Consider the following 14,598-nt stretch of genomic DNA (forward strand, 5'->3'; position numbering starts at 1 on the left):
AACAGCCTTCTCCCCAGCTCAGAGCACACCTTCACACGGGCTCTGTTCGATTCCAGGGCCAGGAAGACGATTCGCATGCCATCGGAAACAGGTACTCAGCGACACGGCGCACCGCACGTTCGGCATCCGGGACGTCAAGTCCTCGCTGAACAAGGACGGCAAGCGCGAGTACGTCGTCAACGGGCACCGGATACTGATCCGGGGGGCGGGCGAGTCCCCCGACCTGCTGCTGCGCTGGAGTCCGCGGGAGGCGCAAAGTCGCATCGCCTACGCCCGCGCCATGGGCCTCAACACGATCCGACTGGAAGGCCACCAGGAGCCGGACGAGTTCTACGACCTGGCCGACAAGGCCGGGATGCTCATCCTGTCGGGGTGGGAATGCTGCAACAAGTGGGAGGAGGACGGCAAGTTCGACGACCGCGACCGAAGGATCGCCAAGGACTCCATGGCCGCGCTCGCGACCCAACTGCGCAACCACCCGAGCGTGATCTCCATCCTGATCGGCAGCGACAACGCGCCGACGGAGAGGACCGCCGCCGCCTACAAGGACGCGCTGGAGGCCGCGGACTGGACCGGCCCGGTCGTCAGCGACATCAACGGCGGGAGCGCCGCCGGCTACGAGAGCGGCATGAAGATGAGCGGCCCCTACGACTGGGTGCCACCCGTCTACTGGTACAACAAGAAGGTCGGCGGCGCCGAGGGCTTCAACTCCGAGACCAGCGCCGGTGTCGGCATCCCCACCATGGACACGCTGCGGCGGATGCTGTCGTCGACGGAACTCGAGGACATGTGGCAGCACCTCGACCGGACCCAGTACCACCTGGCGCCGGACGCGTTCTTCCAGGAGTTCCGCAATCTCGAGGGCTTCGGCGACGCACTCAACGAGCGCTACGGGCAGGCCACCGGCCTGAACGACTTCGTCCGCAAGTCGCAGCTCGCCCAGTACGAGTCGGTGCGGGCCCAGTTCGAGGCGTACGGCCGTAACTTCACCGACGCCGACAACCCCTCGACGGGCGTCGTCTACTGGATGCTCAACAACCCGTGGACGTCCCTGCACTGGCAGCTGTTCGACCGGTACTTCGACCAGGGCGGCGGGTACTTCGGGGCCCAGAAGGCCAACGAGCCGCTCCACATCCAGTACTCCTACGACGACAGGTCCGTCGTCGTGGTCAACCGGCGCACCGGCACGGCCGCCGGGCTGACCGCCCACGTCGACCTCTACAACACCGACGGCACGCGGCAGTTCCACCAGGACGCCGCCGACCTGACCGTCCCCGGCGACGGTGGCAAGGCGCTCGCCCTCACCATCCCGCAGAACGTCCCGAACCTGAGCACCACCTACCTCGCCAAGCTCACCCTCACCGACTCCACCGGCAACGAGGTCAGCCGCAACGTCTACTGGCTCTCCACCGAGCAGGACGTCCTCGACTACACACAGACCAACCTCGCGAAGACCGCGACCACCGCATACGCCTCCTTGGACGGGCTGGGCAAGCTGGCGCAGGCTCAGGTGGCCGCCACCGCGACCGGCACCGACGCGGCGGACGGCACCACCACGGTCACCGTCAAGCTCACCAACACCGGCACCGGCAACACCCCCGCCCTGCTCACCGACGCGCACCTGGTCGACGCGGAGAACAAGCCCGTCCTGCCGGTGAACTGGTCCGACAACCAGGTCAGTCTCTGGCCCGGCGAATCCACCACCCTGACCGCCACCGTCCGGACCTCCGACCTCGCCGGCACCGCGGCGAGCCTGCGCCTGTCCGGCTGGAACACCCCCACCAGCACGGTCCCGGTCACCGCCGCCCAGCCGTGACGCCACCGTGAATACCTGAACTGCTGCGTGGACGGCCCGTGCGGGGGCTGTCCACGCAGCGCTATGTCGCGTGAATCATCGGACCTATTTTGGCCCTAGCCCTTTACATGCCGGATACATGAGCGTAGAACTGCGGAAATCCGATCAGTCATCGGACCAATCCTCGCCGCCGTGCCAGCCGCTCATGACAGCCGCTCAGGCGAAGTCGCCTACCGGAATCCGAGCCGGCCGGCAGCCGGCACAACTGCCTGAAAGGGAGGAACCGCGCCGTGGCACATCACCAATCGGTCAGACGCCGACTCCGCCGGATGATCGCCGCAGCGAGCACGCTGCCGCTGGCCGTCCTGACGCCGCTGATGGCCGCGCCCGCGGCCCACGCCGCCGCGCAGACGACGCTCTACGCCTCGCCGTCGGCCGGCTCGGGGGCCGCGTGCACCCAGGCCGACCCGTGCACCCTGCCGGACGCGCAGGCGGCGGTGCGCGGCTTCCTGGCCGACAACCAGGGCGCCGATGTCACCGTGCTGCTCGCGGACGGCACGTACAGGCCGTCGAGCACGTGGGCGTTCACCGCCGCGGACTCCGGAAGCGCCGGGCATCCGGTGGTGTGGCGGGCCGCGCCCGGCGCGCGTCCGGTGATCTCCGGCGCCTCGCAGATCGGCGGGTGGACCCAGGTCGGATCGAGCGCGGTGTGGTCGGCGCCCGTGCCGACCGGCAGCAACAGCCGCCAGCTGTACGTCAACGGCCAGGAGACACCGGTCGCGCAGGCCAAGCCGAGCAGCCTGGGATGGTCCGATGCTTGGACGGGGTCGCCGACCGGCTACACGATCAGCAAGGACACGGGTGCGCTGGAGTGGTTCAGGAAGCTGACTCCCGACCAGATCTCGGCCGTGGAGTTCGACTACCCCGGCGCCAACGGCGGCTGGACCGAGTCACGCTGCCGCGTCAAGAGCTTCGACGCGGGCCCCGGCACCTTGACCATGCAGCAGCCGTGCTGGGAAATGCTGACCGAGCGCCCCGAGTTCAGCTCGGCCAGCGGGTCCCTGCCGCCGATGAACTCCAACACGGCGCCTTCGCGGGTCGAGAACGCCCAAGCCCTGCTGGGCCCCGGGCAGTGGTTCCTGGACTCGGCGAGCACGCCGAACACGCTGTACTACGTCCCGCCGTCCGGGACGATGGCGGGTCTGGACGTGGAGCTTCCGCGTCTGGAGTCGCTGCTGACCGGCTCGGGGACGCTCAGCGCGCCGATCCATGACCTCACCTTCAGTGGCCTGCAGTTCTCCTACGCCACCTGGAACGATCCGTCGACGAACGTGGGCTTCGTCGAGGTGCAGAGCAACCTGCGGACGACCACCGCGAAGAACCAGGGCATGTGCGGCTTCTCCGACCCCGCCGGGTCCTGCCCGTGGGGTTCGCTGACTCAGCCGTTGGCGAACGTCACGTTCAGCGGGGCGGCGAACATCACCTTGCGAGGCAACCGGTTCAGTGAGCTCGGCGGTGCCGGCCTCAGCGTGAAGTACGGCTCGAACAACACCGTCATCGACGGCAACGAGTTCACCGACATCGCCTCCATCGGGGTCCTGTTGGGCTGCACCTACGACCCTGAACCGGAGAAGCCCGAGCTGGCCGAGGGCATCAGGAAGAACTGCACCGTCGACCCGTCGGCGGTGACGGGGGACTCGATCGGCGCCAACGAGATCCTGACCGACACCACCGTGTCGAACAACATCGTCCACCACGTCGGCACCGACTACTCCTCGGCGCCCGGCATCGCCCAGCTGTTCTCCCGGCACACCACGATCACTCGCAACACCCTGTACGACATGCCCTACACCGCGATCACCACCGGCATCATCCAGGGCCACGTCAACAAGTACGTCGTGGACCCGGCCAACCCGAACGACCCCGAGCCGCCCTCGACGCAGAACTCGAAGAACATCAACGCGTACAACACCGTGAGCAACAACGTCATCCACGACTTCATGAAGCAGCGCGGCGACGGCGCTGCCATCTACACCGAAGGCCACCAGGCCCAGTACGTCCGCAACCCCGACGGCACGCTCGACTCCCCGGCGACCCTCGCCACGGGCCTGCAGGTCATCGGCAACATCGCCTACGACAACAACGGCAACGGCCCCGTCACCCTCTACAACGACGCCGGCTCGGAGTGGGTCAACATGAAGGGCAACGTCGCCTTCGCCACCCACGACGTCCGGGCGCAAGGCGGATGCAATCCGACCGGCCATCTCTGGATCACCGACAACTACTTCTCCGGCACCGTCGAGGGCTACGGCCCCGGCTGCACAGCGCATGTGACGGACTCCAACGCCAGCGGCAACACCACCATCGTCGACCGTCCCGGGCCCGGCGTCATACCCGACAGCGTGCTCGGCGCGGCAGGATCGACCGCAGTGGGTAGCTGGCCGGCCTCCGACCGCGTCCCGGATATCTCCTACCGAGCGCAGAACAGCACCGCGACGGAGGCACTGGTGGCCGTCGAGGGCTTCACCGACGCCATGCCCGTCTACGTCAAGGGCAGCGTGGTCAGCGGCGTGACCCGCCTGTCCGGTGGTTTCCTGATCGTCCCGCTGTCGGGCGGAGCCACGGCATCCGACATCAGTCTCGGTGGAGCGACCCGCATCGGCGACAACGACGGGTCGATCACCTACAGCGGATTCTCCTACGCGGAGAACCGCCCGTACGGCGACCACGACGGCGACGCCCACGTCGCCACGGCCGACGGGTCGACCGCGACGCTCAGGTTCACCGGCACGGGTATCCAGGTGTTCGGTGAGCAGAACCCCGACCAGGGGAACATCGGGGTCAGTCGACGGCTTCCGCATCCTCGGTGGATCGCGAACCGGTACGACCCGCATCAACGACACCGATGGGTCGATCACCTACAGCGGATTCTCCTACGCGGAGAACCGCCCGTACGGCGACCACGACGGCGACGTCCACTACGCCACGGCCGACGGGTCGACCGCGACGCTCAGGTTCACCGGCACGGGTATCCAGGTGTTCGGTGAGCAGAACCCCGACCAGGGGAACATCGGGGTCAGGGCATCGTCAACTGAGCGCTCCTCGTGCTCTGACGTGAGTACCTGACCATCACACGGTCCGGGCGGGCGTGAGACCTTGTCGCGCCTGCCCGGACTTCCGCCGGTCCCTTCTGCTACAGCTGAAGCGAGTGACCGGCCCCTGCGGTGTCCGGGAAGGGCTGCTCGGCCCAGATGACCTTGCCTTCGCGGACGTAGCGCGTGCCCCAGCGGTGCGCGAGCTGAGCCACCAGGAACAGTCCGCGCCCGCCCTCGTCGGTGGTGGCGGCCCGGCGCAGTCGCGGTGAGGTGCTGCTGCCGTCGGTGACCTCGCAGATCAGCGAGCCGCTGCGAAGCAGCCGCACCTGGATGGGCGGCCCGCCGTAACGGATGGCGTTGGTGGCCAGCTCACTGATGATCAGTTCGGTGGCGAACGTCAGCTCGTCCAGTCCCCAGTCGGCCAGTTGCCGGGAGACCACCGAGCGGAGGCCGGAGACCGCTGCCGGGTCGGCGGGCAGGTCCCACTGCGCCGCCCGCCCGGCCCCGAGTGAGCGGGTGCGGGCGACGAGCAGTGCGACATCGTCCTGCGGTTTGGCCGGGATCAGGGCTTCCAGCAGGGTGCGGCACATCTCCTCCGGGGCGCCCGCGCCGCGGGTGAGCGCGTCACGCACCGCGGCGAGGACATCGTCGGGGTCCTGGGAGGCGGCGCGGAGCAGGCCGTTCGTGAAGAGCACCAGTTCACTGCCCTCGTCGAGTTCGACCTCGAGGGTCTCGAACGGTTGCCCGCCCAGACCGAGCGGCGGCCCGGTCGGCACATCCGGGAAGTCGACCCGGCCGTCCGGCCGGATCAGCGCGGGCAGCGGGTGGCCGGCGCTGGCGGCGGTGAGACACCGTGACACCGGATCGTAGACGGCGTACAGGCAGGTGGCGCCCGCGATCATGTTCCCGGCCGGGGCACGCGTCTGCTGGTCGTCCTCGAGGCGTTCGACGAGGTCGTCGAGATGGGCCAGGACCTCCTCGACCGGCAGGTCGAGATCGGAGAAGTTCCGTACCGCCGTGCAGAGCCGCCCCATCGTCGCGGACGCCTGCACTCCGCGACCGACCACGTCTCCCACGACGAGCGCCACCCGGGCGCCGGAGAGTGGGATCACGTCGAACCAGTCACCGCCGGCGCCGCCCTGGGCGGGCACGTAGCCGTGCGCGGCCTCGACGGCGTTCTGATCGGGCAGTTCGTGCGGCAGCAGGCTCGTCTGCAAGGCCAGGGCGGTGGCGTGCTCGCGGGTGTAGCGCCGGGCGTTGTCGATGCTCACGGCCGCGCGACTGACGAGTTCCTCCGCGAGCAGCAGATCATCCTCTTCGAAAGGACCTGATTCCTCGGACCGGTAGAGGCCCACGACGCCCAGGACGACGCCACGGGCGCGCAGTGGCACCGTGATGAGCGAGTGGATGCCTGCCTCGCGAATCCGCTCGGTGCGGTCCGGATCTTGCGCGATCCATCCGGCCGCCGTGGTCAGATCCGGCTCCAGGATCGACTCCTCCGTAGCCAGGCTGATCGCCTGCGGGGTGGACCGGGCGTACCGAATCAGTTCACCGACCCCGTACAGGTGCGGGGAGGTCCGGACTCCGCTGAGCGCGACGCGGCGGAGCGGCATGTCGAGACCTGGTGGCTCCTCTCCCTGGAGCACGGCGTCCGGGATGTCCACGGCGACGAAGTCGGCGAGTTTCGGGACCGCCACCTCGGTCAGCTGTTCGGCCGTGCGCGTCACGTCGAGGCTGGAGCCGAGGCGCCCGGCATCGCTCAGCAGGGACAGGCGCTGCCGGGACAGCAGCGCCAGCCGTCCCACGCCCGGCTCCCCGATCGCCACCAGCCAGGGGGCGGACGGAGACGGCGCTTCCCCGAGGGCATCCGCCGAGGACGTCGACAGCCGTACGGCAGGCGCCTGGTGCGGCCCGGAACCGTTGCCCGACCCGGTGTCCGGCCCGGTGTCCGGCCCGGTGCTCGCCCCGATGACCGTCTCGGTGGCTCTCATCTCCGTCGAGTCCAGACAGCGCAGTGCACCTTCGGGCAACGCGGCCTCGACCGCGAACCCGACCGGTCCCGCGTCGCCGTCCACCGGACGGCAGAGCAAGGTGGCGATGCGATCGTGGCGAAGGCGCACAGCGGTCAGGCACGTGCGTCCTGCGGAGATCATCTCCGCCGCGGCCTCCAGCAGGACGATGCGGTCGCTGGGCTCCAGCCGGTCCTCGGGAAGCAGCCACGCGGAGACCGGCCGCTTCGACCAGCTCTCCGCGGAGACACCGGACCGTTGACGGGCCTGGTGAAATGCGTGCAGCAGCGCCCGGTCACGGCGGCGAACCTGGTCGAGCAGCCGACCCTCGATGGCCCTTGCCGTCTCATCGACCAGGTTCAGCATGTTGATGTCGGCATCGTCGTGTTCGCAGGTCAGATCCAGTGCCCCGAGAATCCTGCCGCTGAGCGGATCGCGGATGGGCGCGGCGGCGCAGGCGAACGACCGCATGATGTCGGCGAAGTGCTCGCGGCCGCAGATGAACTCCCGGCGCCTGTTCGCAAGCGCGGTGCCCATCCCGTTGGTCCCGACGATCGGCTCCGGAAAGCCGAATCCGGGCGCCAGCTGAATGGAGTCGCAATAGGCATTGAGTGACGGTTCACCCACGCGCCGTGCCAGTACACGAACCTGTTCGTCGCACAGGAGAGCGGAAACCTTCATCCCGGAGACCTTCGCCTCGAGATCGTCCAGGACCGGATCGGCCAGCTCTCCGAGCACACCCCTGAAATCCAGATCCTGGTGGTACAGAACCTGGACGTGGTCGGCCCTGACCCCTTGGGAATGGCACCGCCGCCACGACCGCAGCACCGACCCCCGGCACCCACTGGCCACCGGCAGGCCGCCCAGGAATCGGTCATGCGCAGCATTGAGCGCTCGAATGTCGTCCCACGCGACCGTCACCTGCGCCTGCCTTCCCGCCCCGGGGTCACACCCCGGGATACCTCGGCCAGCCTCAAATCAGCATATTCCTCCTCTCCGCATTGCACCAAGATCGTGAACCATTTCGAGAGTCATCCTCTTGAACTCTTGTCCGTGAATGATCGGCTACCGTAAGTGGCTGTTCTCCGTCGATCTCGACGGCCGTGAATTCGAGGATTTCGACTCGGTCGAGACCGGTTAGCCGAGCGGAAGCTGCCACGACGCCCAGGTCTCCTCGGCGCCGGAACGGTTCGGCGCCCACTGCACGTACAGGACGCGGTACGGATGGCCGGCCGGCGCAGTGCCGACGATCTCGATCGTCCAGGAGCCGTTCCCGCCGTCGGTGATTCGACAGCCCGGGTCGGCTATTCCGGCCCCGCAGGCCAGGACCTTCTGGCGCCGGGGGTCCTCGTCCGGGATGCCGGAGCCGTCGATCGTGCTGTGCAGCATGAAGGAGGCGTACGAGGGGGCCGGCGCGGCGGCGACCGCGACCCTGACGTGTTGCCCGGCGTCGGCCTGCGGATCCGGGCGGACGGATCGCGCCCAGTCGAGGTGCCGCGGTGGCTCCTTGTGCTGACCGCCGCCCCACTGGCCTGCCACCAACGGCAGCTCGGCGCCGTCGTCCTGGCGGGCGGTCGGGGGCGCCGGGCGCCCGGAGGGCGACGCGGACGCGGACTCCGGGCGCCGTCCGTCGGAGGGCGCGGCGGGCGCGCCCGTGCAGGAGACGAGCAGGGCGGCGGCACCGCAGGCCGCTGCCCTGCTCAGCGCGCGCCGTGTCAGCCGGTGCACTTGATCTCGGTGTCGTTCTGGTTGTAGACGAAGGCCGAGCCCCTGCCCTGCGGACCGGACACGTAGAAGCGGGCCTGGCCCTTGTAGCGGTACCAGCTGTCCTTCGCACACCCCTTGGGGGCCACCACCCGCAGGTCCCGCGTGTTCGCCTTGCCGCCCTTGCCGGTGCTCAGGTGCTCCCAGCCGAACCACCGGGAGCGGGAGAGTGTCCCCTCGGTGGAGAGGTTCGGGGCCACCTGGCGGCACCTGGTGTCGAAGTGCACGTTGATCGTGCTGGGGGTGGTGTGCGAGTTGTGCGGGTAGTCCACCGAGGCCCGGCAGAGATACGGCAGGCTGGGGGCCCCGGCAGCGGCCGCCGCGAGGCCGGCGCCACCCGGCGCCACCGGGTCGTCGTCCGCCGCCACCAGATCGACCTCCCCCTGAACCGCGTCCTCCGTGGGAACGACCTGGTCGGGCTCGTTGATCTCGGTGACCTCCGTCGTGTCCGTGCCGACGGCGTCCGCCGGAAGCCCGTCGGCCGCGACGGCCGCCCCGCCACCGGTGAAGGCGATCCCGGCGGCGAGTACGACGGAGGTGACGAAGGTGACGGCGCGAAGTCCTGGACGTACGGTCATGGATTCTTCCCCCAGAGATGCTTGGACGTGCGGTGGTGCGGCGGAGCCGAGTGGCCGAGCGGTCCCGCAGCGTCGTCGTACGCGGCTGTCCGCTGCGGTCAGAGCTTCGCAGGGCAAGGATGAGGATCTGATGAGGAGAGTTGACCGGACGCCAGGCCGTCGGCCGTGGGGCCTCTGCCGGGCACCGTCGTGCGAGAAGGGGGGAATAGGACCCTCCACGAACCTTTCAGGCCAGATCCCGCCTCACGCCACCACCGCCGTCGCCCCCATGACCGTAGATTCGCTCTCAACTTGACGCATACACGACCAGGGGGAAACAGGTAATGACGCATCCCGCAGGACCCGCCGGCCGGGCCGGCCGCGTCGGCAAGTCACTCATGGCCGTGACCGCCACGGCGGCCGCCTGGGCGGTCACCGCCGTGGGCCTCGCCGCCTCACCGGCCGCCGCAGCACCCGCCGCAGCACCCGCCGCCACGGCGGCGCCCACGCTCGGCACCGCCTGTACGGTGGCCGACCTCGGCACACGCCACCCGTACATCAAGACGACCGAGGTCACCCCGACGATCACCCACTTCAAGGGCTGGTTCGTCACCCAGGGCAGCACCGGCTCCCAGAGCGTCACCACCACCACCCAGACCACCATCACCGTCTCCGCGGGCCTGGAGGGCAAGGTCGACGGCGGCTTCGGCTCCGACGTCCTCGGCAAGGTCGGCGCCGCCCTGGGCCTGAGCGTGAAGGTCGAATACACCTCCACCAACACCGAGTCGAGCACGGTCGCGTGGAACTTCAACCAGCCCAGCTACTACGGCGTCTACAAGGGCACCAAGAAGGTCACCGGCACGTACGGAAGCCTCAACTGCAACCGCGTCCAACAGGGCAACGGCAGTTGGGCGCTGCAGTGGATCGAGGGGTCCGGCAGCGGCAGCTACACCACCTACACCACCCTCGAGGAAGGCGCGGTGCGCTGCGAGGACACGGTGCCCGCCAGCAGCATCATGGCCAAGGCGAAGATCCTCCTCGACTGCGGTTCGCCCGCCGCGAAGGCGCAGCACCCGGCCGGCGCAGTGCCGACGACCGCGGAGCAGAACCGGGACCTCCTCGCGCAGCACCCGGCCTCCATCGCCGGCACCGCCGCCGAACAGCCCAAGGCCGCCGCGAGCAGCACGCCGGCCGTCGCCCTCGCCCTCAACTGCGAGCCCGGCGCCTACCGGCTCGACCTTCCCGGCAAGGTTCTGAACTGGAGCGCACCGCTCCTGGCCAACGACGGCATCCGCCTGCGCGAGTCCACGTTCTTCAGCGCCCACCTGGACAACTGGCGGCTGTGCAACGTGACGGAGAACAACGGTGTCCTCGAGGCGTCCCTGTGGAACTGGGGCAACGGCGGTTGCGCGACCGTCCCGGCGGGCATCGCCAACCAGGAGCAGGCGTACCTGACCACGGCCAACTGCGCGGAGGACGACCTCCAGCGGTTCTCCATCTACCGCGACGTGCCCGGCAGCTCGAAGGTCGGTCTTCAGAACAAGTACACCGGCGCCATGATGGGCTACGACCGCTACGCGGACGGGGAGTTGATCCGCCAGTACTCCAGCGGCAGGCAGGACGGCACGGGCACGTTCGCCCTGACCGGAGTCTGACGGCCACACCTCACCGTGAGCGCGGCCCCGCACGCGAACCCCGTACCTCACGGGTCCGTGCGGGGCCGTCCGCATCCCTGCCCCGGGCCCGCACGACGGGCCCGGGGCAGCGGCTTCGGCAGCGCCGACCAGTTCAAGGAGCGGGGGCGGGGCCGGACAGACGGACGGACGGACGGAAAACTGTGACATCGGTGCCGCACGCGGATCTCCCATGGCAAGGGCGGCTGACAGCTCATCCGCAGCTCAGCCCCAAAGTCGATATCGAAGGACTCCCTTGCGAAAGCCCCTGACCACTGCTGCCATCACCGCTGTGAGCGCCATCCTGCTCGGCGCCTGCGGACCGACGGAGTCGGCGCCCGTTGCCATCGGCGGGTCCGGTTCCGCATCGCCCACCGCGACGACCACGCCGGCCGTAACCGCGTCCACGACCCCCGTCGTCCCCGGCCAGACGTCGAGTCCGCCCGCGGTCCCGACGTCCCCCGTACCGTCCGTGCACCCCACAGCCTCGGTGCCCCCCACGGCTTCGGCTTCCCCGAAGGCCGCCTCCGCCGCTCCGACGCGGCCCGCGAGCCCGGTTCCGACCGGATCGAAGTCCCCCGCGAAGCCCGCCACCAAGGATCCGGCGCCCAGCACCGTGACCTTCAGTCCGGACCTGGAGCAGCGCATGCTGGCCAGGCTCAACAAGCACCGCCGCGAGCTCGGCCTGCACGAGGTCAAGCTCGGCGCCGACCAGAGCAAGGCCGCCCGCGACTGCGTCAAGGAGAACCTCGACGAGCACAACTTCGAGCACTGCGGCCACGAGGTCCTGCACACCGGGCCGGGGTCGCCGGAGGAGATCGTCGACGGCTGGTTCTGGAGCCCGGGCCACAAGCAGGCGCTGACCTACGACAGCTCCACCTACGCCGGTCCTGCGATCGGCACCAATGCCGAGGGCACGGTCATCGCGGCCATCAACATCGACTACTAGCAACGTCGTTCGGTTAGGCGTGGGGCCTGTGTGCCGCGGCCGGTGGGCAAGGCAGCGGAGCTCCCGTGGAAGAGGTCCGTCACTCAGGACATCCTCACCACGGGAGCTCCGCTGTTGGAACAGGCTCCGTCATCGGCCGGTGTTGTAGAGCTCGAATTCCCAGATCGTGGGAGACGGGGTGTCGGGGAGGACGCTGGTGATGTTCAGGCGGATCTTGTCCGTCGTCACGGGCTGGAAGGTGTCGGTCTGTGCGAGTTCGGGATTCGTGCCCGCGTAGGCATCGACGAACGTGACCCCGTTCCAGTACTGGATCTGGTAGTCACCGATGCGCCGGCTGTATGCCTGGCGGATGACGGACCTGTTGACGGTCGTGATGCCGCCGAGGTCGACCTGGAGCCAGGTGCTGGTGGTGCCGTCGGCGGTGGCCCAGCGGGTGCTGTCGGAGCCGTCGGTGGCCTTGCCGGCTTCGTAGCCGGCGCTGTGGACGTTGTCGGCGGTGGTGTCCTTGCCCTTGGCGAGGTTCACGTTCGGGTCGTTGGCGGGGTAGACCTCGAACTCGGAGATCGTCGGGGAGGATGCGCCGGGGAGGATGCCGGCGATGTTCAGCCTGATCCGGTCGGAGGTGACGGGGGTGAAGGTGTCGGTCCGGGCGAGTGCCGGGGTGCTGCCGCTGACGGCGTTCACCCAGGTGGAGCCGTCCCAGTACTGGATCTGGTAGTCCTTGATCCGCTGGTTGATCGCCTGCTTGATAACGGTCCTGCCGAACGAGACCGGCGCGGCGAACCGGTACTCCAGCCAGGCGCTCGTGGTGTCGTCCGAGGTGGCCCAGCGGGTGCTGTCCGAGCCGTCGGCGGCCTTGTCGCCCTCGTAGCCGGCGCTGTGGACGTTGCTGGCGGTGACCGAGGTCGCGCTGCGGGCGAGGTTGTCGGTCGCCTTGCGCTGGTTGAAGATCCGGACGGCCGACAGCGCGGCCGAGCCGCGGCCGGCGAGGATGTTGACCCGCACCTTGGAAGCCGTGACGTCGGGGAACTTCGCGATCCGCTTGGCGCCGATCGCCTGGTTCGCATGGACGATCGTCCATGACGACCCCGTCCGAACCTGGATGGTGAAGTCCGTGACGCGCTGGCCGATCGCGACGGGTTCCTGGAGCTCGACGGTGTTGAACGTCCTGTCCGCGCCGAGGTCCACCTCGACCCATCCGGTGTTCACGCCGTCGTTGGCGGCCCAGTACGTGCCGTCGTCGCCGTCGTTGACGTTGGCGGGTTCGAATCCGGTGCCGCGGCTGTCGCTGGCGGTGACCGTCGCGCCTGCCGCCAGGTCGGTCGCTCGCGCCTTGTCCAACCAGGACTTGAACTCCGCGAGCCGGGCCACGTCGGGCTCCGCGATCAGTCCGCGCTTGTCCGGGGGGACGTTCAGCAGGAGCGAGGTGTTGCGTCCGACCGAGGAGTTGTAGATGTCGACCAGGGACTCGAGCGACTTGACCTGGGAGTCCTGGTAGTCGTGGTAGAACCAGCCAGGCCGGATCGAGACGTCGGTCTCGGTCGCCACCCAACCGGTCCCGTCCGGAGTCGGATTTCCGGCGGCATCGACGGTCGACCAGACGTTGTCCGGTGCGTGACCGTTCTCGTTCCCGACCCACCGAAGGTCCCGACCGGGCACCTCGCTGTCACCGAAGACGACCGCGTTCGGCTGGTACTGGCGGACGATCGAAACCCAGGAGGCGAAGTCGTAGGTCTGCGGGGTGTTGTCGCCCTTCGCACCGTCCCACCAGACTTCGCTGATCTCACCGTAGTTGGTCATGAGTTCGGTGAGCTGCCGCTTGTAGAAGGTGTTGTACGCCTCACCCTGACCGTAGGTCGGGGTGTTGCGGTCCCACGGCGACAGGTAGACACCGAACTTCAGGCCGGCGGCGCGAGCGGCATCGGCGACCTCGCGGACGACATCGCCCTGCCCTCCCTTCCACGGGCTGCTCTTCACGCCGTAGTCCGTCGTCGCGCTCTGCCAGAGCACGAACCCGTCGTGGTGCTTCGCGGTCAGGATGACCATCTTGAAGCCCGCGTCCTTCAGCGTTTTCACCCACTGCGTCGCGTCCAGCTGGGTCGGATTGAACAGGCCGGCCGGACGGGTGCCGTCCGACCACTCCTCGCCGGAGAAGGTGTTGATGCCGAAGTGCAGGAAGGCGTACATGTCCCTGCTGTTCCAGTCGAGTTGGCGAGCACTGGGGACCGGGCCGACCGGGGCGGGCGGTGCCGCCGCAGACGCCGGAGCCGGCGCCACGACCAGTGCGGCGAGGAGGGCGGCGGTTACCAGGGCCGCAAGTCGCCTGACCGCCGAACCTCCGAAGGAATTGATCACGGGTCTGCGCGCCCTGCGGGGTCGCGGCGACCGGCTCGTCGGATGTCTGAACATACGTCGGGCTCCTCTACGGGGGGTGGAGCACCTTTTCTGATTGCCGGACACCGTAGACCAAGCAAGACATCGGATCAATCGGCTGGACCGGGTCTTGACGGAGTGAATTAAGAAATTTAACTTATTGGAGCCGAGTCGAACCCTGGGTGCCCCTGGCCCCCGTTCAGGAACACCGCTCGCCAGCCGATCCCCGGTCCGGTTGGAGCCGTGAAGTCTGCACCCCCACCTGACATCCCAGGAGGTTCCAGTGTCCCTGAACAGTGTGCTCACGAGACGCGGCAGCGCCGTGCTCGTCGCGGGAATCATGGTCGCCGCAGCAGCCGTGACAGGCATGCCCGAACGCGCAC

7 protein-coding genes and 1 pseudogene are annotated in these 14,598 nt (G+C 68.8%); 4 read left to right on the forward strand and 4 right to left on the reverse strand.

Going from position 1 to position 14,598, the window contains the following annotated elements; all coding sequences use genetic code 11:
- A pseudogene (locus IH61_RS0138865) lies at positions 1-1,816 on the forward strand (exo-beta-D-glucosaminidase); the annotation flags it as partial.
- 308 nt (positions 1,817-2,124) lie between these two features.
- A complete protein-coding gene (locus IH61_RS0138870) occupies positions 2,125-4,842 on the forward strand; it encodes a right-handed parallel beta-helix repeat-containing protein (RefSeq protein WP_031078960.1) in 2,718 nt (905 codons plus the stop codon).
- A gap of 146 nt (positions 4,843-4,988) precedes the next feature.
- Here the strand turns inward: IH61_RS0138870 and IH61_RS0138875 are convergent, their stop codons facing one another.
- The 3 genes from IH61_RS0138875 to IH61_RS0138890 form a co-directional block, all read right to left on the reverse strand.
- A complete protein-coding gene (locus IH61_RS0138875) occupies positions 4,989-7,820 on the reverse strand; it encodes a SpoIIE family protein phosphatase (RefSeq protein WP_051838740.1) in 2,832 nt (943 codons plus the stop codon).
- A 216-nt stretch (positions 7,821-8,036) separates the two neighbouring features.
- Positions 8,037-8,627 carry a hypothetical protein gene (locus tag IH61_RS0138885; RefSeq protein WP_031078966.1) on the reverse strand — a complete coding sequence of 197 codons (591 nt, stop codon included), beginning with the start codon at positions 8,625-8,627 and terminating at the stop codon, positions 8,037-8,039.
- Positions 8,615-9,241 carry a hypothetical protein gene (locus IH61_RS0138890; RefSeq protein ID WP_031078968.1) on the reverse strand — a complete coding sequence of 209 codons (627 nt, stop codon included), beginning with the start codon at positions 9,239-9,241 and terminating at the stop codon, positions 8,615-8,617. The genes IH61_RS0138885 and IH61_RS0138890 overlap by 13 nt, the downstream gene beginning before the upstream one ends.
- A 377-nt stretch (positions 9,242-9,618) precedes the next feature.
- Here IH61_RS0138890 and IH61_RS0138895 point away from each other — a divergent pair, with 377 nt between their 5' ends.
- Together IH61_RS0138895 and IH61_RS43705 are read left to right on the forward strand one after the other, a co-directional pair.
- Positions 9,619-10,875: a hypothetical protein gene (locus IH61_RS0138895; protein ID WP_031078969.1), complete on the forward strand. Its 1,257-nt coding sequence runs from the start codon at positions 9,619-9,621 to the stop codon at positions 10,873-10,875.
- Positions 10,876-11,509: 634 nt separating this feature from the next.
- Positions 11,510-11,842, forward strand: a complete 333-nt coding sequence (locus IH61_RS43705; protein ID WP_031078974.1) for a CAP domain-containing protein — start codon at positions 11,510-11,512, stop codon at positions 11,840-11,842.
- Positions 11,843-11,971: 129 nt separating this feature from the next.
- Here IH61_RS43705 and IH61_RS43710 read toward each other — a convergent pair whose 3' ends face one another.
- Positions 11,972-14,197 (reverse strand): alpha-L-fucosidase, encoded by a 2,226-nt coding sequence (locus IH61_RS43710; RefSeq protein WP_158845850.1) that lies wholly within the window; start codon positions 14,195-14,197, stop codon positions 11,972-11,974.
- Between the last annotated feature and the right edge of the window lie 401 nt (positions 14,198-14,598).

It is taken from the genome of Streptomyces sp. NRRL WC-3742, assembly GCF_000720635.1.
In the GTDB taxonomy this organism is placed as follows: domain Bacteria; phylum Actinomycetota; class Actinomycetes; order Streptomycetales; family Streptomycetaceae; genus Kitasatospora.

What these genes read in the sequence shown, in the direction of transcription:
- IH61_RS0138895 (WP_031078969.1), top strand. Translation starts at nt 9,619, where the DNA reads ATGGCCGTGACCGCCACGGCGGCCGCCTGGGCGGTCACCGCCGTGGGC.
- IH61_RS0138890 (WP_031078968.1), bottom strand. Translation starts at nt 9,241, where the DNA reads ATGACCGTACGTCCAGGACTTCGCGCCGTCACCTTCGTCACCTCCGTC.
- IH61_RS0138870 (WP_031078960.1), top strand. Translation starts at nt 2,125, where the DNA reads ATGATCGCCGCAGCGAGCACGCTGCCGCTGGCCGTCCTGACGCCGCTG.